Below are 26258 nucleotides of genomic sequence, written 5' to 3' on the forward strand. Positions count from 1 at the left end.
TCAGGAACCAATTGAAAATATGCATATAGGACTGTGCAATTATCCGGATATTTTCTTTACTTTGATATAAATTTTTCAAGAGTATGGTACCTTTGGATAAAAAAAGTGAAAAGGAGAACGCCAGCAATCGTGATTTGGAAGAGCGTGCACTGATACTTCACAACGACGAAATCAACACATTTGACCATGTGATTGATACCCTTCAGGATGTATGCAGGCACGACAAAGTGCAGGCCGAGCAGTGTGCCATCATCACACACATGAAAGGTTATTGTGAAATAAAGCGCGGCACACGAAATGAGTTGGAGCAATATCAGCAAGCATTAATTGAAAAATCACTCAGTGCAACCATAGATTGACATTAATATGACCATAATAATCCTGCTCATTTTAACGGGTCTTCTGCTGCTCGTTCTCGAATTTTTTGTATTCCCGGGAATTACCATCTCCGGCATTGGCGGCGTTTTAATGATTACTGCGGGCATATACATGTCCTACAGTCTATATGGATCAGCAACAGGTCACATTATGCTGGCCATCACACTGGTTGCAGCCTTGCTGACGCTATTAATGGCGCTACGCAGCAAAACATGGAACAAGCTAATGCTAAAAACAGAACTCACCGGTAACATAGAAACAGTTGATGAATCAACCATGCAACCCGGCGACAAAGGTATCACCGTAACACGTTTAAACCCCATTGGCAAGGCTAGAATAAACAATCAGGACGTTGAAGCACGCTGCCCAGGCCAATTTGTTGACCCACAACAAAATGTGGAGGTGGTGAAAGTATTTAAAACTTATGTAATTGTTAAACCAATAAACTAATTTTTTATGGAAAACTTCGGAACACTCGGACTCATTGGGGTCATCGTAGTACTTTTTTTCCTGTTCCTTTATTATGTGCCCATTCTGCTGTGGTTCTCCGCACTTGTAACGGGCGTAAAAACCTCTTTGCTGCAGTTGATACTGATGCGCATACGTAAAGTGCCGCCAACAGTAATTGTGCGTGCCATGATTGAGGCTCATAAAGCAGGCCTTCACAACATAAAACGCGATGAACTGGAAGCTCACTACCTGGCGGGTGGCCACATCGAAAAAGTAGTGCATGCGCTTGTGTCGGCATCAAAAGCAAATATTGACCTATCGTTTCAGATGGCAACAGCCATTGACCTGGCAGGACGTGATGTATTCGAAGCCGTTCAGATGTCGGTTAACCCAAAAGTAATTGACACACCACCTGTAGCAGCCGTTGCAAAGGATGGTATCCAGCTTATTACAAAAGCACGCGTAACAGTGCGCGCCAACATCAAGCAGCTGGTGGGTGGAGCCGGTGAAGAGACTGTTCTTGCCCGTGTAGGTGAAGGTATTGTCTCCTCAATTGGTTCGTCGAGTTCACACAAAGCAGTGCTCGAGAATCCCGATTCAATCTCAAAAGTTGTTCTGGGCAAAGGACTTGATGCAGGTACAGCATTTGAAATCCTTTCCATTGATATCGCTGACATTGATATAGGTAAAAACATTGGTGCTGAGCTTCAAATTGACCAGGCCGATGCAGACAAAAACATTGCCCAGGCTAAAGCAGAGGAACGTCGTGCCATGGCAGTGGCAGAAGAGCAGGAGATGAAAGCAAAAGCGCAGGAAGCCCGTGCTAAAGTGATTCTTGCCGAAGCAGAAATACCCCTTGCTATTGCCGACGCATTCAGAAATGGTAATTTAGGAGTAATGGACTATGTGAAGTATAAAAACATAGAGGCAGACACAGCCATGCGCGATACACTATCAAAATCATCGCAAGGCTCCAAAAAAGAGAATGACAATAAGTAGTCATGTTTATAAGTTTTTAAAAGCCGCCTTTAAAGTTGATAGGCGGCTTTTTTGTTTTTGCCCCTCTCCCTATAAAATTAATGAGTTTGCGCACTGTAAACTCAGTCTGAAATATAAAAAGGTTTTGCGTTGGTGGATTATTGACCTTATTGGAGCCTTATCAGTCATGTTGTTGCCTAAAAACATCAATGCGGTGGGCTCAAAAAAATGCGAAAAGGAAACAAATTCAGAAAGTGGTTTGTTATCAAAACAATGTAACCTCATTCACTTGACCTGAAAAATGTTTATCACCATTGAACCCATAAAAGAGCTGGAACCTTTTATTTCCTATTATTATATAATGGAAAAGAGAGTTGACGACCTCACGCTCCAGGAACCCGAATTGCTTATGCCATCAGGTACTTCTATCATGGGTTTTCATTACAGTGGCAACTGGGTATGTAAGATTAAAAACAATACTTCAGACAAAATTACATTGCCGGACTTTTATACCGTTGGACAGCAAACAGTAAGCTATACTTTAACCATCTCACAGACTACAACAGGCATTATTGGTGCAACTTTAAAACCTTCTGCACTTTGGCATTGGCTGAAAAAACCGGTTGCCTTTTTAGTAAACAAAGCTGTTCCTGGCCAGTTCCTTTTTGGTGAACGATTTAGCAGCATTGCCAATACCTTTAAAAACAGCAGGAATCACGAACAACGAATAGAACTCCTGAACACATTTTACATGAACCTAGTTGCACAATCAGATTATAAATCAGGACTAGTTGAAGTTGCACTTGATGAAATTTTTAAGAACAATGGTTGTGTCAACATCCAGCAACTGCTTTCTAGAACCGGGTTCAAGGAGCGTTCTCTTCAAAAAGCCTTTAAAAACCAGGTGGGCATAAGCCCAATGCAATATGCACGCATCATCCGGTTCAACAACATCTTTGTTGAGATATCTAAAAAGAATGATGAGCATGACCTGTCGTTCCTTTCACTTTTTTACAATTATTACGACGCTTCCCATTTAAATAAAGATTTCAAGAACTATTGTGGAGAAGCCCCTTCAACATTCCTGATTGAAAAATTCAGGCTGCTGCATGAACTTGTAAAGGATAAGCCCTATTTAATCCCGGTACAGCATTAGTCGTCTGAATTATTTTATTCGGTTTTTTACAACTGCTTTTTTATTTGGCTCCATAAATTTGGTAATATTCCAGATAGGAATCAGATAAATGATCCAACATTGAAAATTCTCAAATAGATAAAAGCGTTTGGTTTTAGGATTGCTTTGTCCTGATTGAGTTTTACCAAATGAAACTAAAACTTTAAACGAGAATAAAAATGAGAACAAAAATCAAAATCCTCCTATTTTTATCTTTGACGTTATGGTCGTGCAGTAAGGAAGACCATGTCACTAAAGAAGCCGACTTATCCGAACCTGTTGGAGAGCTCTATATTAATTTCCTCAATCAACAACTATTGGTTAATCTGGAAACCAAAGTAATTCAGCCAGATGCATCAAAATCGTATAACCATGTGACCGAATCCAATGAAACTATTTTCATTGCCGACCGGGTTAATAACATTGTCAGGGCTTATGGTAAATCAAATAACGACCATAAATGGACCTTTACACCGGATGAGGGGGAAAATGAGCAAGTCCGGCTCGTCAATTCAAAAGTGCATTACGACAGCCAAACAAACAGTGTGTTTTTGCATTATCAGATTCTCAATACGACCAACTATACTACGACTTATAAAACAGTCAGGCTTTCTGCGGAAACAGGTCATCCTCAATTAACTCTTTCGCCAGATCGCGAAACCCACTACCACACCACTTTAGGTAATAACTATGTCTATCTTGATCGTCAAGGTACCAACAACGCAACGTGGATGCTAAATAAACTTAACAGCGCGCTATTTACAGACCACACTTCTGTTTCAATAAGTAGTTTTCCCCTGTACCTAACAACTCATAATAATAGTATTGTTGTTGTATATGCCAATGGCGATATAATTGCATACAATGATGCACTGGCACAAGTTTGGGTTTTACAAATTGACGACATTATTAATATCCATATAGTCAGAGACAAAGAACGGTTGTATGTATCTTCCAGAAATAACAATGTAACCGAAGTAGACTTAACAACCGGGGAAAGCATTTTCAGTGCCGACACAGATTATGACCGGGCAATTCCTCTAGGTGCCGATACCAATGGTATCTTCTGGATTGATGCAAATGACAATGGCATCTCGGTAAAAAAAGCCAACCGTGATGGCTCTTCTGCCTGGAGCACAACTATTGACAGTAACCTTACTCCTGAAAACACTTTCACCATGAAAGGTATAGATTTAACAAATCACCTCTTAGTTGTTGTGGCACACGAAAACAGCGATGAAAATTATACCACAGACATATATTTAATTCAGAAAAACAATGGCAAAGAAATCTGGAAGAAGCGCAGTGAATCAATGAACTATATCATTCAAAACGTTCTAGTAAAAACTGCAAACAACTTCTATTACTCAAATTAATTGCGATGGAACATTTACCATAAAAATAATACTAAGATGAAAACCAAGCATTACATATTCATCCTTATAATGGGACTTCTTATAAGTTGTTCAAAGGATGATGACCCACAACCTGAAATGGGCTGGTTTCCCGCAAAAATCACTAAAACTGACTACCTGACAGCAAGTGACAGCAGAACTATAAATCTTGAATACAACACCCTAAACCAGATAGGAAAAATTGAAATAACCCGAACTGAAACAGGGGTTAAAGATGTTTTTAATGTGTCATACAATTCGGTCAACCAGGTTGAAACCGTGCAATACTCGAGCACAGATCCATCTTCTGAAGGAATACGCACATACACTTTCAATTATGAAAGTGGGATACTTGTTTCGTGGGATACCGAAACAGTAGCACACAATGGTAGCATCATTGGAAGTGGTTTCAGACCTGTTGATTATGCTCATCCAACATATACAATTGAAGGCCGGGAGATTGACATCGATTTATACAACAATATCTCGAGAATGAAAGGATACATTAACACCGCATCAGGTTATTTGTTTGTAGAGAAATTTATTCACAGACGAGCAGAAGCAGGCGTTTTTGCCGATGTTGAGCCAAAGGTGCCACTTCAAATACTATTTACAGTGCAATTATGGATGGGCATTGACTTATATGCATTTAGCCAATATGAAATAAGCCATTTGCAACTCCCATTGGAAACTATCAGGAACCAGGATGGGCAAATTGCATCTGTTTTAACTACTAGTGGCAATATTATGTATGCCAAATATGAGTATGAATATGAAAGGAGGGAAAAATAAAACAAGTAATTTAATAGGTATCTATGACAATGAATCTTCTCTATTCGTGTGATACTATTATACCTTTAATCTGATTCACAAAAATATTCAAAACCAAAATGTGAATATAGCAAGACAATTAACTTATTCAGGATAGCCTTGAACTGTGATTATGGGATGGCATGTTGATTGAAACATCAGGCTGTGCAGCGTTGCCCGATTGATTGTTCTCAACCAACCTTATAAACAGTTGCAATGCCATAATTTCCACAACCGGACATTGCAAATGCCGGAACACAAAAAAATATTTCAACAAATTATAGAAATTTTTAAAGGGGGCTCTAGGTCCCCTTTTTAATTGACCATCAAACACAAGAAAGAGACACAACACCTCAGCAGAAAAAACAATTGCAGATTTTAGAAAAAATTGTTTTGGAGTTCTCATTCTATTTTATACATTTGCACTCGCAATCGCACAGCGACTGCAAAGTTCTTAAGGTGATGGAGAGATGGGTGAGTGGCTGAAACCAGCAGTTTGCTAAACTGCCGTACGGGTAACCGTACCGGGGGTTCGAATCCCCCTCTCTCCGCTCTGAAGACAACTTCGGGGTGTAGCGCAGTCCGGTAGCGCACCTGGTTTGGGACCAGGGGGTCCCAGGTTCGAATCCTGGTACCCCGACAAAAGGGGAAGCAACCCCAATCAAAACCCTGCAAATCGTATGATTTGCAGGGTTTTTTGTTTTTTGTGATTTAATTCAAATTGATTATTTAGAATTTCATCCCAAACTCTATAAATAACCTCGCCACAATGTCAAATCACATGAAAAAACTTACAATTTGGTTGTTACTTCTAGCATCAATGGCAAGTTGCACCACAGCTCCAGTTGAAATATTCGATTTAGAGGCGTTTTGCATCTATACAATCGAAACCTATAAACGGGATAACAAAAAAGCAGCGCTGGAACTTAGACTGACAAAAAAAGAATCAATCTCATTGTTAAAATCGATGCAGTTGAATAGCGAACTAAGGAAGCAGCGATTAGCTGCGGTTGAAGAGCAAGATAAAGCTGGTTACTTTAGCAAAGATAGATTAGAACAACTATACATTGGTTTTCGATCTATTGAAGACAGGGATTTCTGGAGGCACTGCACAATTGATGGGTATGAATACTTGGAAACAGAAACATGGTTTGGCTATGAAATGGCTGAGCCCATCGTAATACTAAGACATGGAGACTATACCACTCGGTTCAAAATTGGAGAGATAATAAAGACACATAAAGGCTGGCGAATAATTGAAGGGCCAACATGGAAATAATGGTATTATTAGCATTTTTCGCAGATGAGCTACTATTGCGCTGACTCAATAGACATTAAACAAAGACTTAAAGCAATAGACTACCCTGCAATAAATAAGAATACGATTCCATTAAGTGCAAAAAACGGTTCATACCCACCCAGGGAAAACGGCCATATCCGTTCACTTTTTTATAAGTTAGCCATGAAAATACAAAATTAAATTAGTTTTTAGGTTTTCTCATTGTATCCCCTTTTAATTCAAACCGATAAGCCGTATGCACCATTCTATCGAGTATGGCATCAGCAGCGGTTGTGTTTGAGAGCATCACATCATACCAATCAGCAACAGCTAACTGACTCATAATTATAGTGGCTTTTCTTCCATGCCGGTCCTCTAAAAGCTCCATAAAATCTAATAACTGTTGGCCATCCATCACTTTTACACCAAAGTCGTCAATAATAAGTAAATCCATATTGGCCATTTTATCAAAGAACTTTGATAATGTGGCCTCTACCCGGTGTAAGGTTATTGTTTCAAAGAGTTTTTGGATATTGAAGTAGGCCACTTTATAACCCATTAAGCAGGCATGATAACCCAGTGCGGTACCCAGCCAACTCTTACCCGTTCCGGTGGCTCCGGTAATAAGGATAGGAGCTCCCTGCTTAAGATACTCGCCCGAGGCCATTTGCATTATTTTGCCGCGTTCAAGTCCGCGTGCTGCGTCAAAGTTTAATTCTTCAATGGTAACCTGGTAACGAAAACGGGCAGCTGAGATTAAGCGCGTATTGCGATTCTCTTTGCGTTGGTTTTTCTCTGCCTGTAAAAGCATTTGCAAGCCTTCATAGAAGGACAGTCCATCGATTTTGCGTGTTTCAAGAAGCGACGTCCAACACTGGGCCATCCCAGGCATTCTTAGACTCTTAAATTCATTTGCAATTTCATTCATTACACTTGTTTTTAAATGATTATTACTTGTTTATTTAAAATGGCTTTTACCCCTGACATTCTCATGGAAAGGAAACGCTTGTTGTGATTGGCTCATAGTAATCTCATAAATACCCCTGCATTTAGACTTTATCAAGCGATCAATGAAGGCGTAACGGTATCTTTGGTATAAAAGCGCAGTTTCACATGCCTTTTTAAACAAGTTTGGGTCTGTGGTGCGCTGTAGTTTAAGCAATCCGTCACAACCTCTGTAAAATGTTTCAACCGGAACATTGGCTGTTGCGAACATACATTCGAAGACCTGGCCAAGCTCAGTAAGGACTCTGTGCCCCCGGTTAATGTAATACTGAGGCGATCGTTCTCGGAAGGCCAGCGTGTTCGATGCCAGATGGCTCTTCTCAAGGGTGTATCCTCCCTGTTTGTAATCTCGGGGATGCACCGCAATACATTCGCCTTTGATATAAATTTTAACCAGATTCCGGGTGTAGATGACATGTGATTTTTCTCCGATATGGATATGCGGTACCGAGTAGTGGTGCTTGTCGCGCCCCAGATAGATGCAGCCGTTAAGTCCCACCTGCAAATCAGCATAATGACGCACTTCAAACTTATCTTGGGGAAGTGGCTGCAACTGGCTTTTTTCGGTGGCTAAAAAATGCTCTTCGCGCGTGTATGGATGTTGTTGCATACGCTTGCGATTATGGGCCAGCATTTTCTCTGCAATGGCGCAATTGAGCTCCTCCAGAGAAAAGAACGTCCTGTTGCGCAGTTGAGCATATACCCGGTTATAAACAATTTTTACATGATTCTCTACTAATCCTTTATCCTTTGGGCGCCTGGGACGGGCAGGGACTACAACACAACCATAGTGATTAGCCATGTCCTCCATGATGCGATTGATTTGTGGCTCATAGGGATCGGTTTTAGATACAGCTGCTTTTAGGTTATCGCTTACGATAATTTTGGGAACGCCGCCCAGCGCATGAAAGCAAGAGGTAAGTGCATGGATAAAATCCTCACTCTTTTGCGAAGGGACAGCCATGGCAAAACCATAGTCTGTAGCAGGCATACAAGCTACAAACACCTGTACTTTTATCACCTCTGCGGTCTTCCGGTCAATGTATTCCATAGTGTCTCCGGCAAAGTCAATAAAAAGTTTTTCGCCGGGCACATATAAATCCTTTAAGATCGAAGAAGGGTTCTTCCGCTTGGCTTTGGTATGTTGCCGAAAATAGTACCGAAACTGTGTCAGACTATATCCATTGGGATTTTCAACAAGATACTCTTCCCATAGGGTTTTAAGTGTTACGTGCTTCCTTTCTAACTCCCTTTCGTAGTAGGAAAGTTTTTCTTTTAACTCTTCGAAGCGATTATCAACATAGGCTGGATTGCCTCCTGTCATCCGATGCTGTAATACCGGGTCTTCGAGATTTAACAATTCACTAATGGGCAAATGGTCTCCTTTAGCACGTTTAATGTAACGATTGACCGTTTCCTTGTTTATTGAAAGTTCTGTGGCTATTTGGCGGTTAGAAACGCCATTTTGATGTAGCCGGAGCATTTGTTTTACTTTACTCATGTCTTTTATCTTTCCTGCCATGGCTTTAATATTTCTCTATACAATTTGTGCATAGAAAAATAGTGGCAAAAAAGTGAACGGGTATGCTCCGTTTCGGATTTTAAACCAAGTCGTTACAAACTTAAAATGGGTGGCAATGCTCCGTTTTTCTTCCAATTTTCTTTAGCCAGAGAAAGGCTGGGTGGCAATGCTCCGTTTTTTAAACCATTTTTGGCCGTTTTCAGCGTTTTTGAACGGCAATGCTCCGTTTTTTGACGCCTTTTAGACCATTTTTCAGACTTCGACTAAGCCGTTTTTTGGGTGGCTATGCTCCGTTTTATCCAGGAATTATAAGTTCTTCAGCTTCATCTAATATTGTCCACGTACCATTTTGCTTGGCAGTTGTAATGCATTCGTACCCGGCCCGTGTCATAAGTCCGGCATCAATGAGTTTTTGGATTTTCTGTTTGTTGATTTTGGACCAGGTGCTTTTAGGTTTTCGTCTACTAAAAAACTGGTGCGAAGTTTCCTCATCAATTTTTATTTTCTTGCTGTCTATCCAACCAAAACAAAGCGCAACATCAACTGCGTCACTCCAGGAAATAGATTGTTTTGACGAAGATTTTTTATAAAAGACAAGCCAAACAGCTTGCTTTGAAAGATGATTATTTTCTAACCATTTTCGCCACGCCGTAAGGCTTGTAGGATAAAAAATTTCTGTTTCGTTCATTCTTACTTTACAACTGTAGCTTCCAATTCTATTGTACAAGTCGCGAAAAGGCCTTTTACCTCGAACCCTGTAGTAGCCTGTTGTATGCCGTATTTATTAAGAAATGGAACATACACATCCATACATGTGGCAAAAAACTCGTTCATGTTTGTGGTGTAAATATTCAGTCTAACAATGTTTTTGAGTTCGTAGCCCGCTCCGGTAATAAGTTGCTCTAGATTTGCGATGATTTGAATGAGCTGGCTTCTCATATCAGCAGAACTTGGAACGCCGTCAGCGTCAATGGCCACTTGACCTGAACAGTATAGCGTTCCTTCTGGTTGCTTCACTTCTACAGCCTGTGCTGAATTTGTGTTTTTGCCCCAAGCCCATGGGTCGAATGTTGTAATTTTCATTTTACTATTGATTTAAATGTGAGATTCAAAGGTAAAATGCGGTTGTGACAACCCTATGTCAGGGGTCGAAAAGGGATTAGTAAAATTTGTCGAAATACTCTTGCAAGGTCATTCTATGTGGCTCAAATTTCTCAGTAAGGACATGCATTTTCGTGATTCTATCTAATCGAAAATACCTAAACTCCTTTCGTAACCGACACCAGGCAATGAGCAGCCAATTTTCGGTGGTGCTAATAATGGCAAATGGTTCAATGGTTCTTATGGAGGCTTCGTTGCCTTCGTTGGTATAGGCAATTTCTACCAGAAAAAAGTTGGTCAAAGCATTTTGAAGCTCAGAAATCACATTGCTGTTTCTCTCCCTGTTAATATTCAGCTCGAAACGGGTTCTGTCTGCCAATAAATTGGCTTTATCTTTTTCGAGTGGTCGTAAAACAGCCTTAACTTTGTCAATGGCCTCTGTGTAGTCCTTGATGAAAGAAGCGTCATTGTTCTTTAATACCAATTGTTCGGCCAGTATTAAAGCATTAGCTTGTTGTTCTGTGAACATTACCGGTGGAATTTTGTAACCTTCCATTAAAGCATATCCTTTTCCTTCTTCTGTAAGGATTGGAACACCGGCTTGTTCAAGCGCTTTTATGTCTCGATAAATTGTTCTGATACTTACATTGAACTTTTCGGCAAGAGCGGTTGCTGTCAAAAGACGTTTTGTTTGCAATTGCGTTAAAATTGCAGTCAGTCGTGAAAGTCGTTTTGTATCGTTATGGTTCATTTTCTTGTCTGACGGATGATTCAACCAATGCCACTTAAGGATTATGTAAACGAACGAGCGTTTTTGAGGTAAGCACGTGCGAGCTGCTATCTATTTATAGCCCCCCATCCGAAACCCTGAGCGGGCTTAGCGCTGATTACGCTCTAAAGCGCTTATGGCAAATATACGCTTTGCCACAGGCAGTTAATTTTTATCACTCTGTCTTATGTTGATCGTAAAATTTTTTCCATTTTCCTTCCCTTTGCTAACTCATCCACCAACTTATCCAAATACCTTATTTGCTTAGTAATGTGATTGTCAATCTCTTCTATCCGATAGCCACAAATTACACCTGTTATAAGGTGTGCATTCTGATTTAGTTTGGCATTCTTAAAGAAGGTTTCAAAAGTTACATTCTCATCAACCAATTCATGTAGTTTCTTTTCATCAAACCCAGTTAGCCACTCTATTACATGATGTAACTCTTCAACCGACCTGCCTTTGCGTTCAACTTTTGCAATATAGTGGGGATAAACAGATGCAAACGTCATTTTGGACATTCGTTCATTATGTTCAGGTGTGGTTTTCATATCTCAACTTTTTTAAACCATTTTTGTGCAGAAGGTCGTCTGTGTGGGCAACCAGGCCAGCAACAGGGTTTTCGTTTACCCTCTTTTAATTCCGCAATCATGCGATGAATATGTTCGGCTCTCGTTTCTGATTTTTTGACTATGGTAATCCAGCAAATCCATTCATTGCGTTGAATAGGCGTTAGGTTATTCCACCTTTCAAGTATATCCGCATCAGCTATCAGTACTTTTTCAATATAGTTGGGTACTTCATGCAACGCGCCGGGCAAAACACTCTTCTCCATACTTTTTGCATCTTCATCGATTCGAAACTTAACTATTTTAATTATCAGAGGTAAAGGCAAAGGTTTGTCAACAGGAAATTGAATTGCACCTTTTGAAGTTTTGTAGCTTTCCAACTCCTTTTTGAAGTGAATAATAGGCCCAGGAGTTGGATAAAAACCGATATGCTCTTTATTTAAAGCATAATACACCAAAATCTTGTTTTGACGAAATGCAGGCATTCCGTAACTAATTGTTTCATTGGCCATGGGAGCAGCTTGCTTTATGGCCAGCCGAAGATGTTCAAGTATTATCTGAGCCTCTGCTGGTTGGGCAGCGTGGTACGCATCTATGCTTTTGTATTTTATGTTGCTCTTGTTCATATACCATCGTTATATAAAACTGCCTTTCACCTATCTCCTTTTACCTGATTGCCAGTATGGTATTTCAATTATTACAAGATAAAAAGCAGATTTCAATTTTCAAATAATCTACCCCTCATGCCATCTACACACGGTTCCCTTTTACTCCGGGCACAATAATGGAGGACTGACAGGCAACGTGAATTTAACCTCACATCCTTTACCCAACTCGCTCTCCACCCATATTTTGCCACCATGCATCTCCACAAACTTTTTGCATAGCAATATGCCAAAGCCTGTTCCTTTTTCGTTGGAAGTTCCCCGAGTTGAATAGAGCTTTGTCATGTCAAAGAGCTTTGGGATAACTTCAGGAGCTATTCCAACGCCATTGTCTGAAACTGAAATGGTAACATTTGATAGATTTTTCTCGGCAGACACATGGATTTGACCACCACTATTTGTGAATTTTACAGCATTTGAAACTAAATTTCGCAAGATGGTATTCAACATATCAACGTCGGCAAAAACGATTGTTTTTTCTGAGTCGCCAATATTAATTGATATATTCTTGCTATCAGCACTTGGTTTCAACAAATCAAAAACTCTGGCAAAACTTAACTTTAAATTGAATTCTCTGGGTTCAAAAGGTATTGCACCCGATTGTGAACGTGCCCATAACAGAATATCTTCTAATAGATGGAATGCACTTATTGCCGAGTGATTTACCACAGTAATCTGTTCTTCAATTTTATCTAAATCATAATGTCGTAAGTTGGCTGTTAAAAGCTCCAAGTAGCCAAGTATTGAGTTAAAGGGACAGATTAAATCGTGCGCCAGAATCGACATAAGAATATCTTTATCGGCGTTTAATCGTTGTAGTTCGGCATTCTTGAGTTTTATCTCCTCCTCGGTCTGTTTACGCAGGGTAATATCGTCTAAAGTGCCGGTCCATATAATATCCTGATTATCCAGTACGCGAGGTATTGATTTAAAATGTATCCAAATTATGGTGTCATTAATTAAAAAGCGACCTTCCCACACAAATGGAATAATTTTCAAATTAGCCTCCACATTGGCTTTAGCAAAATCTGATTTGTCGGCTTCAAAAATTAAATCGCTGATAATACCGGGATTTACTTTAAAGACAGACCTGTCCAAATGGAGTATTTCAAAAAAACGATCATTTGCAAATTCCACAACATAAGGCACTTCTTTCGAACCATACCATTTATCTTCAATTAAAGATACATCATGGAAAACTCTCAAGCGGTACACCCCAGAAGGCAGGGCTTTTGCCAAATCATCGTATAACCCAATCTCCAAGCTATTATTTGATTGTTCTTTGGCGCTATCTTGTTTACACATCTTTAAGCAATTAAATACTATAAAAAGCAATTTACGTTTGCATATTTAGTAGCACACTACAATATAAAAAATCCTTTTTACTAATGGAATAAATTTTCCAACTAAGAGCTGTTTTACAAGTTTGTGGCTAACATAATGTAATTGTGCGGCCGGTATCAAACTCCATTTTGGATGCCCGCTATTTGTGTTGAGCTGAAAGGGCTTTTCTTCATCTGTTTTACGTTTGTTAAAAGTTATACATTTCTGTCTGCTTTTAAAACGTGCTGTTTTTTTGTGAGCTTATAGTAACTGTTTAGATTTAATTTAAAAACATGATTTAGATGCAAAGAGTGTTAGATTTTAGACAGATAGAGTAGTTTAGAAAGATGCTTAGTTTATCTTATTTTCTGTTTTATCTTGTCAATCAGTCTAAATATCTAATCATTATTGTCCGGTAAAAAACAAACCTTCTTTTAAGTGCTCTAGCCGCATGGGCTTTTACTTTTTTTCTATCACAGATATCCAACACACAAATCTAACGGTAAACAAAAAATGCCGCCGCTGCAAGTAATTTCCTAAAAATCAATTTTATTGTCTGAAATTCCTTGAGACGGAAAGAAATCCCCATTTAAGCTTAAAACTCTCTGAAGCTTCATGATACAACTTTTAAACAAGCTCTAAAATACATCTGTTAAAAAGACTACTAACCTGCCATTTTTTTATAGCGTGTATCGTGTTTGGATAATTCATTTACCAATCCATTAAAAATTAATCCGTGAAGTGGCAAAACTAAATACCAGTATAGCCTTCCTTTTAATCCTAATGGTCGGAATGATGCAGTTTGAATTAGAATATTATCCTGAATCTTAAATTCTAACCAAGCCTCACCGGGTAATTTCATTTCAGCAAATAAAACCAATCGCTTTTCATCTTTATTGGCATAGAGAACACGCCAAAAATCGAGCGTATCTCCGGCATGAATCTGTTTCAGATTTGTTCTGCCGCGGTTTAGACCTACTCCCCCAAAAACCTTATCAATAAATCCTCTGAGTTCCCATAACCAATTGGCGTAATACCAACCTGTATCACCTCCAATTTTCCAGATTCGCTCGATACACTCGTCTGGATTTGTCACTTCTTTTCTCCGAACATCCTTAAAACAGCCAAATTCGGGCACTTTAATGTAATCCGATATTTTGTAATCTAACCTCCCGCTTACGGTTGAATCTTTCCAACTCGAGACAATCTCGTTTTGTTCAATTTTATTAAAAGCTCTTTGGATGCTCTCTTTATAGGATATTGGCTTAATTTGAAGCAGCTTATTGATCTCATCATCATTTGCAATTACTTCCACCTTCATGCTATCAACCAATGAGATAGCAAGCTTATATGATGTAGATGTAATAAAATACAACCAGTAAGATGATATTTTGGGTGACATAACAGGAACAGTCCATATCCTCCTTTTAAGCCCGCGTGCCTGGGCAAATTTTAACAACATCTCCTTGTAAGTTAGTATCTCATCACCTGCGATGTCATAACTCTTATTGTATGCGTTAACATTTCCCAATATCCCAGTTAATATATCAATCACATCAGAAATCGCAATTGGCTGACATTTGGTATTTAACCATTTGGGCGCAATCATAATGGGTAATTTTTCTACCAAATCGCGAATGATTTCAAAAGAGGCGCTTCCTGACCCAATTATGATTCCGGCCCGCAAAGTTGTAAGCGCAAACTTCCCTTTGCTTAGCTCTATTTCAACGGTTTTCCTTGAATTCAGGTGTTTTGATAAAGTCTCCGAGTTTACTATTCCGCTCAAATAAATTACTTGCTTAACATTGGTTTTATTAAGGGCTTCCCTAAAATTAATCGCAGACTGCTTTTCCAATTCACTATAGTTTTTTGAACTAGACATTGAATGCACTAAATAATAGGCAAAATCAATATCTGGTGGAATCGCATTAAGGGTTTCCTTCTTGGTTAAGTCGATTTCGATGACTTGAATCTTGTCTTTAATGGAATCATCAACGTAGAACTTGTTTTTATCTCTGACACAACAGATTATATGGCAACCTCTTTCTACTAATATAGGTAATAATCTCTTTCCAATGTATCCTGTCGCACCTGTAAGTAAAACTTTCATAACACAATAGTAGTTTGTAATTCAACACATTAACAATACGCAAAATCGTCGTATATGGGCAATTCCCTTGTCCACTATTATAAAATCGGATGCGGAGCAGCATGCATCAAAACAGCAATTCCTGCCATTGAGTGGGCCGCAGTTTTTAAAAGTTCAATGATAGTCCAATTCCGTTTCTGGTCATTGATAGATACAATTCATTCTGGTCGATAAACCAGTTTGTGCGTAAATCACTGTTATACGTATCGACTGCTTGTTTTGTTTTTCTATTAAAATTTTAGGTAATTGGCATGGAACCAACAAATAAACCTGCACCAATAGCAGCAAAATCCAGTAGGGTTTTCCACCACCTAACGCTGTCCCAGTAAGCCATCCAATCATAAAACCACCAACTCCGTCGATTATGGTTGCCATGGTATATGTTGAGTGTGCAGATTTCCTGTTACTACCCCATGTGTGCATACACTCTTTAGAAAGAGGCAACTCTCTGGGGCAAGTGCTTCACATGTTAGCCAAAAAGCAACCAGACATATCCACCTTCGATACACTCATTATAAAACTAATCAAAAAAAACAATTGTGCTTCTGAAAAACAAAAACGGGCACAGAGTAAGTAACTGTGCCCGTTTTAAAATTATCGGAGTCTACCTGATTATCGTCATCGGATTACAATTTCATCAACAAACAAAAAAGAAGGTAAGCCTTTGCCTCCATGCCATTCGGGCATTGCGTGCTCAGGCTTCACCAATACTTTCACGTAGCGGGCATTAACCGGATTAAAAGTCAACACATGCTCCTTTACGCCATCCTTGTCAGACTGTGCCATGGCAGGCAGCTTCATGTTGGCCACAGATGTAAAATCCCGACCATTATCTGACACCATCACCATGAACTCGCGCAAATCAAAAATCCAATCCCCTTTCACAACACAAGTCGAAACAGAAGTCTCACTTATTGCAGTTGTTTCTTTCAAGTCGATAACCACCTCCATGTCATTTCCTCTGAAAGCAATCCATCGGCCAGTGCGGTAATTTGAGTTCCCTCTGAGACCATCCACCAAGGTGGAAATTCCCTCATATCTATACTGCTCATTTACCGGTTGTAGAGCTGTTATGGGTTTTGTGGTGGCCTTGTTAAAAATCACGTTTTCAGAAAACACGCGACTCTCCTCTCCCCTATAGTATGTGATTGCCTTGAGAACTGCATCACTGCTAATTTTAATAACCCCATCAAATCTGGACGAATTTCTATTCGGGGTTGAGCCATCCAATGTGTAATAAATGTGGTCGTTGGCCAGAGTCTCCAGAACCACTTCAATGGTTCCCTCTTCAGCATTGGGAGTGAATTCAGCCCTTACATCAAAGAGGTGTTTGGCATAATTATATCCCAAAGCCTGATAAACCTTAATAAGCGCAGGCAGACGGGTCAGAAAATCATCATAATTCTTTTTATCGGATTGCATCCACTGCACTTCGCTCAGAGCGGCCATTCGCGGTAACACCATAAACTGAACGTGCGAAAACAGCGGCACATACTCCGTCCACAAGTTGGCCTGCACGCCAATAATGTGCTTTTGTTGCGCTTCATTAAGCACTGCAGGCACCGGCTCCAATTCATACACTCGCGATACCGGGTTGTAACCGCCAATGGCCAGCGGATCGCGCTCCACATCGGTAGATTGATAATAATCAAAATAGAGATGCGAGTTTGGTGTCATAACCACATCGTGCCCCAGCTGTGCTGCTTCAATACCGCCAGCCATCCCGCGCCATGACATCACAGTGGCATTGGGAGCCAATCCCCCTTCCAGAATCTCATCCCAGCCAATCATGCGTCGTCCGCGGTCGTTGATTACCTTCTCGGCAAAACTGATAAAATAGCTTTGCAAGCGCTCCTCGGCTGTATGCGCTTCATCGGCAACCAGTCCCAACTCATTAATACGCGCCTGGCATTTAGGACATTGCTCCCATCTTACCTTCGGACATTCATCACCGCCGATGTGAATAAACTCCGATGGAAAAAGATCCATCACCTCAGTGAGCACATCTTTTACAAACTCATACGTTTTATCGTTGCCAGCGCACAACACATCATCGGAAATGCCCCATTGTGTCCAAACTTCGTATGGACCACCGGTGCAACCCAATTCCGGATAAGCAGCAAGTGCCGCCAACATATGTCCCGGCATATCAATTTCAGGAATCACATTGATATAGCGTTTCGTAGCATAATCAATCACTTCCTTTATCTCCTTCTGCGTATAGAAGCCACCATAGGGTTTACCGTCGTACTGCCCACTGTTACGGCCAATAACCGTCTCTTTGCGTTGTGAGCCAATCTCAGTAAGACGGGGATATTTCTTAATTTCTATGCGCCATCCCTGGTCTTCGGTCAAATGCCAGTGAAACGTATTAATGTTGTGTAGCACCAGCATATCAATAAAGGTTTTAACCTCATCAACAGAAAACATGTGCCGCGCCACATCCAGCATCATTCCGCGATACGAGAAGCGTGGCGCATCATTAATCACCACAGCAGGAAATGTGACAAACCCGGCACCGCTCATTGGCATTGATTTGCGCAGCGTTTGAATACCATAAAACACGCCCGCCTCGCTGGCACCGGTAATGGTAATGGTACCGCGCGACACCTCAATACGGTATGCCTCCGGATTATCAGAAACCAACCCCACTTGCAACACAATGGCATTGCCCGAAGGCTTGCCCGTGCGCATGCGCAGTTTAAAGCCGGTATACTGTTCAATATACTCCGACAGAAATTCAGCATTCTGCCGCATTCTGGCATTGTCAGCAGCATAAAAAATACTGCTTTTAGCGTTCAACACAAAAGGACTTCCCCCTTGCGCCTTAATTTCGTATGGTAGCGGAACCACATGATAATCGGCATTGCCCTGAGCCTCCAAGCGAGAAGCCAAACAGACAAAAACAACTAACAACGCCGACAAAGCAAATAACTTCTTCATATACTGTAAATTTGGTTATTACGTATGAATTGCGCAGATGTAATGTAAAAAAATCATCCATCACAAAGCTAACAAAACAAATAAGTAATACATAATAATCGCATAAACTTTTGCAAAAATATCACAAAAGATGTTGCCGTAAAAACTTCTATCCATTTTTGGGGCGTGCCCCGCTGAGGCGGGTCGGGCTTTCCGCTAAAACTCCGCTCCCTTCCATCCCACCGTCCTAACACAGGATGCGGGGTTTCCGCTTCAATCCCTCACGCAGGGCAAAAGCTGGTCGACACTCTCTAAAATTATCTGCTTAAGAAGAACTGTTGCATAAAGGATAATAACTTTCAAAAGCTGACAATTGAAGGTTAAAAATTTAAAGTTACCTTCGCAAACTGCGTTCCCACACTGGTATTAAACGCACACCTAAACACTAACCCGCTCACTTCAAGAAAATTAACACATCATGCAAGGATACATACAACTATATACCGGCAACGGTAAAGGAAAAAGCACTGCCGCTTTCGGACTATCATTGCGCGCCGTTGGCGCCGGAAAAAAAGTATATTTCGCCCAATTTGTAAAAGGAAAGACCTATGCCGAAATAGAAGCCGTAAATAAGTTTCTGCCGGCCATCACCATCAAACAATACGGAAGAGGCTGTTTCATAAAAAATGCACCGGTGCCCGAAGATATTGAAGCTGCACAAAACGGACTAAAAGAGGTGGCCGAAATCATTCGCTCAGGTGCGTATGACATTGTAGTGCTCGACGAGGCCAACATTGCCCTATACTACAAACTCTTCACCAGTGCCGAACTCATTGAAGTGATAAAGCATAAACGTCCCGAAACAGAAATCATCATCACAGGTCGCTATGCTCCGCAGGAAATTATCGACCTAGCCGACCTCGTGACTGAGATGAAAGAGGTTAAGCACTACTACCACAATGGCGTTGAAGCCCGAAAAGGAATTGAGTTTTAACCGCAACCAAAGGGTCTCCGCGTGAGACCCTTAATTTCTTGCCGTTAGCCGCTCAATCTCGCGGAGGTTGTCCATCTTTTTCTTGGCCAGAAAACTGTGTATATCACCCAAATGCTCCTTCACGCGCTGGTTACCAAACTCATACACCTTCTCGGCCAGTCCATCGAGGAAATCGCGGTCGTGCGAAACCAGGATAAGTGTACCATCATAATCCTTCAGCGCACTCTTCAGGATGTCTTTGGTTTTGATGTCCAAATGGTTGGTTGGTTCATCCAGAATAAGCAAATTAACAGGCTCGAGCAGCAGTTTAATCATGGCCAGTCGGGTTCTCTCTCCACCCGAGAGCACCTTCACCTTTTTCGAAATATTGTCGCCACTAAACATAAAGGCGCCCAATATATCCTTGATTTTTGTGCGGATATCTCCTTTTGCGACATCGTCGATGGTCTGAAAAACGGTGAGTTCTTCATCAAGCATAGAGGCCTGATTCTGGGCAAAGTATCCGATTTGCACATTGTGGCCCACGGTGAGTGAACCACCAAAATCAGTCTCGCCCATAATACATTTAACCAGTGTTGACTTACCCTCTCCGTTACGACCTACAAAGGCCACTCGTTCACCTCGTTTAATGGTAAGTGAAGCCTCCGTAAAGACCAGATGCTCGTCATACTGTTTTGAAACTCCCTCCAGAATCACCGGATAGGAGCCTGCACGCGGCGATGGTGGAAATTTCAGCCGAAGCGCCGAGGTGTCTTCCTCATCAACCTCAACAATTTCGAGTTTCTCGAGCATGCGCACGCGACTCTGAACCTGGTTGGTCTTGGAGTAAGTACCTTTAAAACGTTCGATAAACTCCTTATTATCGGCAATCATCTTTTGTTGCTCTTCAAACTGCTTTTGCTGCTGGTCGCGCCTCTCCTGACGAAGTTCAAGATACTTGGTATAGTTAACTTTATAATCGTAGATACGTCCCATGGTCACCTCAATGGTTCGTGTGGTGATGTTATCCACAAAAGCCCGGTCGTGCGATATGACCATCACAGCCTTGGCACTGGTAATTAGAAAATCTTCGAGCCATTGGATAGACTCAATATCCAAATGGTTGGTAGGCTCATCAAGCAGAATCAAATCGGGACTTTGGAGTAGAATTTTTGCCAGCTCAATGCGCATACGCCACCCACCGCTAAACTCAGAGGTAGATCGCTGAAAATCGTGACGCTTAAAGCCCAGCCCCAACAATATTTTCTCCACCTCAGCCTCATAATTCACCTGCTCAATGCTGTAAAATTTCTCACTTAAAGTAGACACGCGCTCAATAAGCTCATAGTATTCCTCCGACTCATAATCGGTACGTGTAGCGAGTTGCGCGTTGATATCTTCAATTTCGGACTGCATTTGATGGATATGGGCAAAAGCCTGGGCCGTTTCTTCAAACACTGTGCGATTGTCTTCAGTCATCAGGTGCTGCGGCAGGTAGGCAATAACCGTGTCTTTGGGGGCTGACACCCGTCCGGCAGAAGGCTCACGTTCGCCGGCTAAAATCTTCAGCAATGTGGATTTGCCTGCACCATTCTTACCCATAAGGGCAATGCGATCCTTCTCGTTAATTGCAAATGATATGTTCTTAAAAAGCGTAGTACCGCCAAACTCAACCGTCAATCCGTCAACTGAAATCATCTATATCTTTGTAAAAAAATGAGCGGCAAAGATATACAAGAATCAACGATGTATGAAATTTAGATCAAACATTTAATACATATTCACAAGAGATGGGTTGCAGATACGCTCTTCATTCCATTAAGCGGTTGCAACAGTTGAATCAATTTCTTTTATTTTACTTTTACAGCTAAACTGAAAGACTGTTTAAATTAAAAGCATACTATGAGCAACCACGTCACCATTCCAGTTACCATCCTTACCGGGTTTCTGGGCTCTGGGAAAACCACACTGTTAAACCGACTCCTGGCTGCAAACCCCAATAAGCGTTTTGCCATCATCGAGAATGAAGTAGGTGAAATAAATATTGACAATAACCTCATACGCGAGAATAAAAATGCAGGTGTTTATGAACTCACCAATGGTTGTATTTGCTGTAGCATCAATGCCGATTTGGGCATTGCACTAAACAGCATCATTGTGTCAGGTGAAAGGTATGATCATCTGATTGTGGAAGCCACCGGCATTGCCTCACCCGTGGAGGTGATTCGCACCTTTTCCGAAGGCAGCAGGGTGAAAAAATATTTCAAACTGAACAGTGTCATTTGTCTGGTAGATGCCCGGAACTACCTGCAGCAGCTAACGCTTCATGAGGAGACCCGTCTGCAAACGGCCTGGTCTGATGTCATTCTCATCAACAAAACCGACCTGGCCACTGCAAATCAAACAGAAGAAATTGAATCAATTGTGACACAGATAAATCCTTTTGCGACCATTCTGAAAACGCAATATACGGATGCTCCAGAGATTGACCTGTTGGCCACAATGGATCTAAACCCACGAAAAACAGAACAAAGCATCCTTAGCTTCCAGGCACTAAAGCCAGTGCAAAAGAACAATGTTCACAACATCCAAACAATAGGCATCCATCTATCGGGCAGTTTTGAGCAGAACAAAATTGCATGGTGGCTCGACGGATTTCTATTTACCAACGCACGTAATGTACTACGCATTAAGGGCATACTAAGCATCACAGACATTCCGCACAGGCTGATAATTCAATCCACCGGCGGAACAGAATATCAGGTTGAAAAAGGTTCAGAATGGGAAAATGAAGAGCTCAGATTTAGCAAAATTGTAATCATTGGAACCAATCTCGATGCCGACCAAATAAAAGAAAATATTCAGGCACTTGTAAAAAAAACTTAAAATTATCGAATCCGTTTCGGACAATTCACTAAATTGGAGCATGGTAAACCTGCAGGTTAGCAACTGCATAAGATTACAGCCCAAAATATGCCCCAAACCGAAAGCGAACACCTCAAAAACCTGAATGACAAATCCAAATGGATTAAAATCCTGGTTGATATGCGAAAAACAACAATCGCAATAGCTGCAGGCTTGACAACATTCGTCCTCTCCCATCTTGGAATATCGGTTGATGTGGGACTTGTTACCATCACACTACCCTGGGCACTGCTTTTTGCCATAGTGACTGCATTTGCTTTGGGTCCAAAATATGCATTGATAATTGCGTTTTCGGGTGGTGCCCTCTATCCTTTTCTCATTTGGCCATCCAACGGATACGCCAACATCCTGAATGTATTACTGCTGACAGCATTCATAGTAATGGTTGGTGCATCCGGATTTTACAAAACCTTTCGGCAAAGCAAGGATGTATTCAGGCGCGTGGTGGTCATATATGCCATTTATGTTGTATTAATCACAGTCTCATATCTTTTTGTTTTCAACCATCTGCTGAATCTAAACCCACCATTCTGGAGCGACAAAACCATAAACCGGCTCCCGCAGAGTATTCTGGCCTCCTTCGCAATCAAAGATGCCATCAATGCACTTTTTCTTCTGGTAACATCTTCCATTTGTATTGCATTGCCATCCATCAGAAAATTATTGGGACTACCTTATCAGCACACCAAAAGACACAATCACAAAGTTGTGATATATACATCGTTAACAGCATTGCTTATCTGGACAATATTTGTGGGACTGGATTATGCCATGTTAAAAGTTAATGGCTGGTATTTTAAACCCTATTTCTCACTGGCCTTTTGGGTTTTACTTTTTAGCGGCATTATTGTGGCCCGCGTGCTCATCTGGTTTGTCGAACGAAAAAACGAGGTGGAAGAGGAGTTGGTGATTGCCAAAAATAAGGCCGAAGAGAGTGATCGTTTGAAATCTGCTTTTTTGGCCAACCTGTCGCACGAGATACGAACGCCTATGAACTCCATCATTGGGTTTACCGACTTAATCAATTCGCAGGATTTGGATAAAGAACAACAAGCCTACTATATCAGTATCATAGAGAAAAGTGGTTTGCACTTGTTATCACTTATCAACGACATAATAGAAGTATCGCGCATCGAAAGCGGGCAGATAAAAATCAACGCCAACATCGTTAACCTTAAAGTCTTGCTGGAGGAGATTCACAACAGCATGCGCATTAATATACCATCCGGCAAAAAGATTGAACTCATCAGGGCATGCGAAGTGCCGGCTAATCCGCCCGTTTTAGTTACAGATGAAGTAAAGCTGCGACAAATCATTATTAACCTCATTGGAAATGCCATCAAGTTCACCGATACAGGTTATGTGAAATTTGGATGCAGCATGAAACATGATGAGTTCCGCTTTTTTGTTGAAGATACCGGTGTTGGCATTGATAAAAAGCATCAAAAACTTATTTTTGAACGTTTCCGCCAGGTTGAAGGTGACAACACGATAAAAGCGGGAGGATCAGGACTGGGACTGGCCATTTCCAAAGCTTACGCCGAATTGCTGGGCGGTTTCATAACCCTCAGATCGGAACCGGGAAAAGGTTCCCGGTTTGAGGTGAGATTGCCACGCAAGGTGCATGAAGCGACGAATCAATAGAGTGGCGTCAGGTTTTCATACCTCACCTTCCAGCTGCCATCCGTCGGAAATCCATTGCGTCCTTGTGCATCCCTGAAAGTACACATCATGGCTACTGCCGTTAACAAACCGCCGTTGCCAGGGAGATATAGCGATAGATCCTCATCCTGATAATTATGCCCATTAAGCAGATAGCTGTTTTTCACCGTAACTTTCAATAGTAAATCCACAGCAAGTTCAGGTCTACCAAGCGCTGCTGCATTCATGGCAGCCATCGGAAAGTCCCAACCCCAGCATGTTTCCCAATGCCACTTTTGGAGTACAGCATCCAAAGAGTTGTTCAACACCCCGATATCCACCATCGGCGTTAATGGTAAAATTCCGTAAAGACCCAACACCATTGGGTGATCAGTGAGATAGCGTTGGTTGGTATATGAATCTGAAGCTGTTTCGGTAAAAAGATACAAACCGTTTTTTTGTGGCAATGGTGAGAGTTTGTCAATCACTTCCTGCCATTGTAGATTTGATGGTAAGCCCAGGTATTTGCGCCACTTTTGAGCAGTCACCAACCCCCAATGCCAGTAAGCCAACTCAAACGCCGGGTTGATGGTAACGGCCGGGTCGAACCGCTCCTGCGCAGGTATAAGTGCAGGACCTAACACATACCGATCGGCATCAGCATCAAAGCGGGCATAGGAAGCCATAAATTCGGCCGTTTCAAATACTAGAGGAGCATATTTCTCTAAGATATCGGCATCTCCGGATCGGGTTCTTTGAAGCAAATCGGCAAAATAGATGATGTGTGGTTGTTGCCAAATAAGGAAAACGCCAATGGAGCTTGGACTCTCTCTTCCGGAAGGGTCTATCATTTTTTGCCATCGCACCCCCTCATATCCCTGAAATTCGGCCGTCTCACGCGCCTCGTCAATAATCGAAAAATAGAAATCGAGCTGCGGCTCAATTAGAGCAGCCCTTTGCCAAAGCACGAAATGAATGCCGTGCCACCAGTGCATTTCGAGGTGAAATTTGCCATGCCAGCTATTGTAAGTCAATCCTGTTTCTTGAGGTGGATATGGCCCGGTGCACTGTATTTTGGTAAGGTATTGCGACAATACCACGCGCCGTTCCAACTCCAGAGCGCGTAAATCGGTGCTCTCCGAAAAATCAACGGCGCCACCACTCCGCCAAAACTCACTAAATGCAAGGGCATTATCAACTCGCACCTGCTCAAATTCAAATGATGATTTGACAGGCAAATCCGCCGAAAAAGCAATGCCGATAGAGAAGATATCGTTACTGGGCTGCGGCTTAACAACAAATTCGTGTTCAGAGGTTTGCTCTACAAAAGCAGCACCGCTCCATTGAGCATTGGCATAATATTGCGTTTCGTTTAGTGTTCGGTGTATCAAACAACTCGACTCATACCTTTCAGCGAGTTGGGAAAGATGCGCCTGCGGGCGGTCAAAATCGTAACCCGAATTAAACTTTTCATGTCGGGGGTATGGAAAATCCATCTTCACCGCAAGGCGACCAAGCAGTATCAATTCTGATTGAATCTGTACAGCCACACGATCCGAAAACTGATCACAAAGGGTTATGACATGCACCGGAATACCTTCTATCTCGAAATAACTGACAATCTCTCCCTTCCAGAGATTCAACTGTTGAACAGGATTTTCAATGTCGCTAAGCGTAATCAAGCTACCGTCCTTTTTACGTATTTCGAAACCGACAATGCCCAGATGTAAACGGTGCGGACTCTCACGCAACCAGGCTGTGGCGCCACTTCTGCGTGTTGCTTCCCCCTCCGGCCATTGGTAATAATAAGGCACAGAGTCATTTCCAGATGCATAATGCTTCACCACATCGGCAAGTACATATCCTTCGGGGTTGGGAAACGAGTGCCAGCCCCAATCAGACATGGTTCCGAGCGGAATGCCATGCGCATAATCAAGGGGAAACGTTTGAACACCTGTGATATCTACAGAAAAGGCAAACCCTCCATTCCCAACTGTCAGACTATTGAACGGATTAACTTCGGAATGAGAAATATTGTGCCGCGTGACCAGTGCAAAGCGATCGATAGGCTCCGAAGACGTACAAGCCATTAAAAATTTTAGAGATACAACTAAAAAGAACACGCATACTATTTTCATAATCTGAAGTTTAATGCACATTACATTTCAGAAACCCTGATGTCACCATCTGAAGGTATGGCTCAAATCATCTGAAAGAGCAATTGCTACTTT

Annotated in this window: 23 protein-coding genes and 2 tRNA genes; 12 read left to right on the forward strand and 13 right to left on the reverse strand. The window is 41.5% G+C overall.

Annotated elements, in window-relative coordinates; genetic code table 11:
* Positions 1-83: 83 nt before the first annotated feature.
* From ALKIM_RS0103435 to ALKIM_RS0103490, 9 genes are all read left to right on the forward strand, one after another.
* Positions 84-359 (forward strand): ATP-dependent Clp protease adaptor ClpS, encoded by a 276-nt coding sequence (locus ALKIM_RS0103435; protein WP_026473429.1) that lies wholly within the window; start codon positions 84-86, stop codon positions 357-359.
* Positions 360-366: 7 nt separating this feature from the next.
* Positions 367-828, forward strand: a complete 462-nt coding sequence (locus ALKIM_RS0103440; protein WP_026473430.1) for an NfeD family protein — start codon at positions 367-369, stop codon at positions 826-828.
* A gap of 6 nt (positions 829-834) precedes the next feature.
* Positions 835-1827, forward strand: coding sequence for a flotillin-like protein FloA (gene floA / locus ALKIM_RS0103445; protein WP_026473431.1), 993 nt, complete (start codon positions 835-837; stop codon positions 1825-1827).
* Positions 1828-2107: 280 nt separating this feature from the next.
* Positions 2108-2962 carry a helix-turn-helix domain-containing protein gene (locus tag ALKIM_RS0103455; protein ID WP_026473433.1) on the forward strand — a complete coding sequence of 285 codons (855 nt, stop codon included), beginning with the start codon at positions 2108-2110 and terminating at the stop codon, positions 2960-2962.
* Positions 2963-3159: 197 nt separating this feature from the next.
* Complete coding sequence (locus ALKIM_RS0103465; protein ID WP_026473435.1) at positions 3160-4356, forward strand: PQQ-binding-like beta-propeller repeat protein; 1197 nt, start codon at positions 3160-3162, stop codon at positions 4354-4356.
* A gap of 36 nt (positions 4357-4392) precedes the next feature.
* Positions 4393-5166 carry a hypothetical protein gene (locus ALKIM_RS0103470; RefSeq protein ID WP_026473436.1) on the forward strand — a complete coding sequence of 258 codons (774 nt, stop codon included), beginning with the start codon at positions 4393-4395 and terminating at the stop codon, positions 5164-5166.
* Positions 5167-5648: 482 nt separating this feature from the next.
* Positions 5649-5735: transfer RNA gene (locus ALKIM_RS0103480), tRNA-Ser, on the forward strand.
* Positions 5736-5750: 15 nt separating this feature from the next.
* Positions 5751-5824, forward strand: a tRNA-Pro gene (locus ALKIM_RS0103485).
* 141 nt (positions 5825-5965) lie between these two features.
* Complete coding sequence (locus ALKIM_RS0103490; RefSeq protein ID WP_157363752.1) at positions 5966-6463, forward strand: hypothetical protein; 498 nt, start codon at positions 5966-5968, stop codon at positions 6461-6463.
* Between the two features lie 202 nt (positions 6464-6665).
* Here ALKIM_RS0103490 and istB read toward each other — a convergent pair whose 3' ends face one another.
* The 11 genes from istB to ALKIM_RS0103555 all read right to left on the reverse strand — a co-directional run bounded on the left by istB (position 6666) and on the right by ALKIM_RS0103555 (position 18509).
* The gene (gene istB / locus ALKIM_RS0103495; RefSeq protein ID WP_026473439.1) at positions 6666-7391 is read right to left on the reverse strand and encodes an IS21-like element helper ATPase IstB; all 726 of its coding nucleotides are present in this window, start codon (positions 7389-7391) and stop codon (positions 6666-6668) included.
* A 30-nt stretch (positions 7392-7421) separates the two neighbouring features.
* Positions 7422-8990 carry an IS21 family transposase gene (gene istA / locus ALKIM_RS0103500; RefSeq protein WP_026473440.1) on the reverse strand — a complete coding sequence of 523 codons (1569 nt, stop codon included), beginning with the start codon at positions 8988-8990 and terminating at the stop codon, positions 7422-7424.
* 295 nt (positions 8991-9285) lie between these two features.
* On the reverse strand, positions 9286-9678 hold the full coding sequence (locus ALKIM_RS17470) for a YdeI/OmpD-associated family protein (RefSeq protein ID WP_218916658.1): 393 nt from the start codon (positions 9676-9678) through the stop codon (positions 9286-9288).
* A gap of 2 nt (positions 9679-9680) precedes the next feature.
* Entirely contained in the window at positions 9681-10073 is a 393-nt protein-coding gene (locus ALKIM_RS0103515; protein ID WP_026473441.1) for a RidA family protein, read from the reverse strand.
* A 76-nt stretch (positions 10074-10149) separates the two neighbouring features.
* Positions 10150-10842, reverse strand: coding sequence for a helix-turn-helix transcriptional regulator (locus ALKIM_RS0103520; protein WP_026473442.1), 693 nt, complete (start codon positions 10840-10842; stop codon positions 10150-10152).
* 203 nt (positions 10843-11045) lie between these two features.
* Positions 11046-11411, reverse strand: coding sequence for a DUF2200 domain-containing protein (locus ALKIM_RS0103525; RefSeq protein ID WP_026473443.1), 366 nt, complete (start codon positions 11409-11411; stop codon positions 11046-11048).
* The gene (locus ALKIM_RS19510; protein WP_084555790.1) at positions 11408-12055 is read right to left on the reverse strand and encodes a DUF1801 domain-containing protein; all 648 of its coding nucleotides are present in this window, start codon (positions 12053-12055) and stop codon (positions 11408-11410) included. Before ALKIM_RS19510 ends, ALKIM_RS0103525 begins: the two co-directional genes overlap by 4 nt.
* 141 nt (positions 12056-12196) lie before the next feature.
* Positions 12197-13429: a PAS domain-containing sensor histidine kinase gene (locus ALKIM_RS19095; protein WP_157363754.1), complete on the reverse strand. Its 1233-nt coding sequence runs from the start codon at positions 13427-13429 to the stop codon at positions 12197-12199.
* Positions 13430-14081: 652 nt separating this feature from the next.
* Positions 14082-15527: an SDR family oxidoreductase gene (locus tag ALKIM_RS0103540; RefSeq protein ID WP_026473444.1), complete on the reverse strand. Its 1446-nt coding sequence runs from the start codon at positions 15525-15527 to the stop codon at positions 14082-14084.
* Between the two features lie 180 nt (positions 15528-15707).
* A complete protein-coding gene (locus tag ALKIM_RS20140) occupies positions 15708-15941 on the reverse strand; it encodes a hypothetical protein (RefSeq protein ID WP_026473445.1) in 234 nt (77 codons plus the stop codon).
* A 243-nt stretch (positions 15942-16184) separates the two neighbouring features.
* Entirely contained in the window at positions 16185-18509 is a 2325-nt protein-coding gene (locus tag ALKIM_RS0103555) for a glycoside hydrolase family 20 protein (protein WP_026473447.1), read from the reverse strand.
* A 457-nt stretch (positions 18510-18966) separates the two neighbouring features.
* Between ALKIM_RS0103555 and cobO the strand changes: the two genes are divergently transcribed.
* A complete protein-coding gene (gene cobO, locus ALKIM_RS0103560; RefSeq protein WP_026473448.1) occupies positions 18967-19482 on the forward strand; it encodes a cob(I)yrinic acid a,c-diamide adenosyltransferase in 516 nt (171 codons plus the stop codon).
* Positions 19483-19512: 30 nt separating this feature from the next.
* Here cobO and ALKIM_RS0103565 read toward each other — a convergent pair whose 3' ends face one another.
* The gene (locus ALKIM_RS0103565) at positions 19513-21159 is read right to left on the reverse strand and encodes an ABC-F family ATP-binding cassette domain-containing protein (RefSeq protein WP_026473449.1); all 1647 of its coding nucleotides are present in this window, start codon (positions 21157-21159) and stop codon (positions 19513-19515) included.
* A 204-nt stretch (positions 21160-21363) separates the two neighbouring features.
* On the opposite strand from ALKIM_RS0103565, the gene ALKIM_RS0103570 reads away from it, so the two are divergent.
* Entirely contained in the window at positions 21364-22347 is a 984-nt protein-coding gene (locus ALKIM_RS0103570; RefSeq protein ID WP_026473450.1) for a CobW family GTP-binding protein, read from the forward strand.
* A gap of 159 nt (positions 22348-22506) precedes the next feature.
* Positions 22507-24030 (forward strand): sensor histidine kinase, encoded by a 1524-nt coding sequence (locus ALKIM_RS19100; RefSeq protein WP_162148790.1) that lies wholly within the window; start codon positions 22507-22509, stop codon positions 24028-24030.
* Here ALKIM_RS19100 and ALKIM_RS0103580 read toward each other — a convergent pair.
* Positions 24024-26165, reverse strand: coding sequence for a hypothetical protein (locus ALKIM_RS0103580; protein ID WP_026473451.1), 2142 nt, complete (start codon positions 26163-26165; stop codon positions 24024-24026). The two genes, ALKIM_RS19100 and ALKIM_RS0103580, sit on opposite strands and share 7 nt — an antisense overlap.
* Positions 26166-26258: the final 93 nt, after the last annotated feature.

This window comes from Alkaliflexus imshenetskii DSM 15055 (assembly GCF_000517065.1).
GTDB lineage: Bacteria > Bacteroidota > Bacteroidia > Bacteroidales > Marinilabiliaceae > Alkaliflexus > Alkaliflexus imshenetskii.

Excerpts from the sequence above, each read along its gene's own strand:
- ALKIM_RS0103490 (WP_157363752.1), top strand. The coding sequence starts at position 5,966 with ATGAAAAAACTTACAATTTGGTTGTTACTTCTAGCATCAATGGCAAGT.
- ALKIM_RS0103455 (WP_026473433.1), top strand. The coding sequence starts at position 2,108 with ATGTTTATCACCATTGAACCCATAAAAGAGCTGGAACCTTTTATTTCC.
- ALKIM_RS0103525 (WP_026473443.1), bottom strand. The coding sequence starts at position 11,411 with ATGAAAACCACACCTGAACATAATGAACGAATGTCCAAAATGACGTTT.
- ALKIM_RS0103565 (WP_026473449.1), bottom strand. The coding sequence starts at position 21,159 with ATGATTTCAGTTGACGGATTGACGGTTGAGTTTGGCGGTACTACGCTT.
- ALKIM_RS0103540 (WP_026473444.1), bottom strand. The coding sequence starts at position 15,527 with ATGAAAGTTTTACTTACAGGTGCGACAGGATACATTGGAAAGAGATTA.
- ALKIM_RS0103465 (WP_026473435.1), top strand. The coding sequence starts at position 3,160 with ATGAGAACAAAAATCAAAATCCTCCTATTTTTATCTTTGACGTTATGG.
- ALKIM_RS0103440 (WP_026473430.1), top strand. The coding sequence starts at position 367 with ATGACCATAATAATCCTGCTCATTTTAACGGGTCTTCTGCTGCTCGTT.
- ALKIM_RS0103555 (WP_026473447.1), bottom strand. The coding sequence starts at position 18,509 with ATGAAGAAGTTATTTGCTTTGTCGGCGTTGTTAGTTGTTTTTGTCTGT.
- ALKIM_RS17470 (WP_218916658.1), bottom strand. The coding sequence starts at position 9,678 with ATGAACGAAACAGAAATTTTTTATCCTACAAGCCTTACGGCGTGGCGA.
- ALKIM_RS0103580 (WP_026473451.1), bottom strand. The coding sequence starts at position 26,165 with ATGAAAATAGTATGCGTGTTCTTTTTAGTTGTATCTCTAAAATTTTTA.
- ALKIM_RS19510 (WP_084555790.1), bottom strand. The coding sequence starts at position 12,055 with ATGAACAAGAGCAACATAAAATACAAAAGCATAGATGCGTACCACGCT.
- ALKIM_RS20140 (WP_026473445.1), bottom strand. The coding sequence starts at position 15,941 with ATGGCAACCATAATCGACGGAGTTGGTGGTTTTATGATTGGATGGCTT.
- istB (WP_026473439.1), bottom strand. The coding sequence starts at position 7,391 with ATGAATGAAATTGCAAATGAATTTAAGAGTCTAAGAATGCCTGGGATG.
- ALKIM_RS0103435 (WP_026473429.1), top strand. The coding sequence starts at position 84 with ATGGTACCTTTGGATAAAAAAAGTGAAAAGGAGAACGCCAGCAATCGT.
- ALKIM_RS19100 (WP_162148790.1), top strand. The coding sequence starts at position 22,507 with ATGCGAAAAACAACAATCGCAATAGCTGCAGGCTTGACAACATTCGTC.
- cobO (WP_026473448.1), top strand. The coding sequence starts at position 18,967 with ATGCAAGGATACATACAACTATATACCGGCAACGGTAAAGGAAAAAGC.
- ALKIM_RS0103570 (WP_026473450.1), top strand. The coding sequence starts at position 21,364 with ATGAGCAACCACGTCACCATTCCAGTTACCATCCTTACCGGGTTTCTG.
- ALKIM_RS0103470 (WP_026473436.1), top strand. The coding sequence starts at position 4,393 with ATGAAAACCAAGCATTACATATTCATCCTTATAATGGGACTTCTTATA.
- ALKIM_RS0103520 (WP_026473442.1), bottom strand. The coding sequence starts at position 10,842 with ATGAACCATAACGATACAAAACGACTTTCACGACTGACTGCAATTTTA.
- floA (WP_026473431.1), top strand. The coding sequence starts at position 835 with ATGGAAAACTTCGGAACACTCGGACTCATTGGGGTCATCGTAGTACTT.
- ALKIM_RS0103515 (WP_026473441.1), bottom strand. The coding sequence starts at position 10,073 with ATGAAAATTACAACATTCGACCCATGGGCTTGGGGCAAAAACACAAAT.
- istA (WP_026473440.1), bottom strand. The coding sequence starts at position 8,990 with ATGGCAGGAAAGATAAAAGACATGAGTAAAGTAAAACAAATGCTCCGG.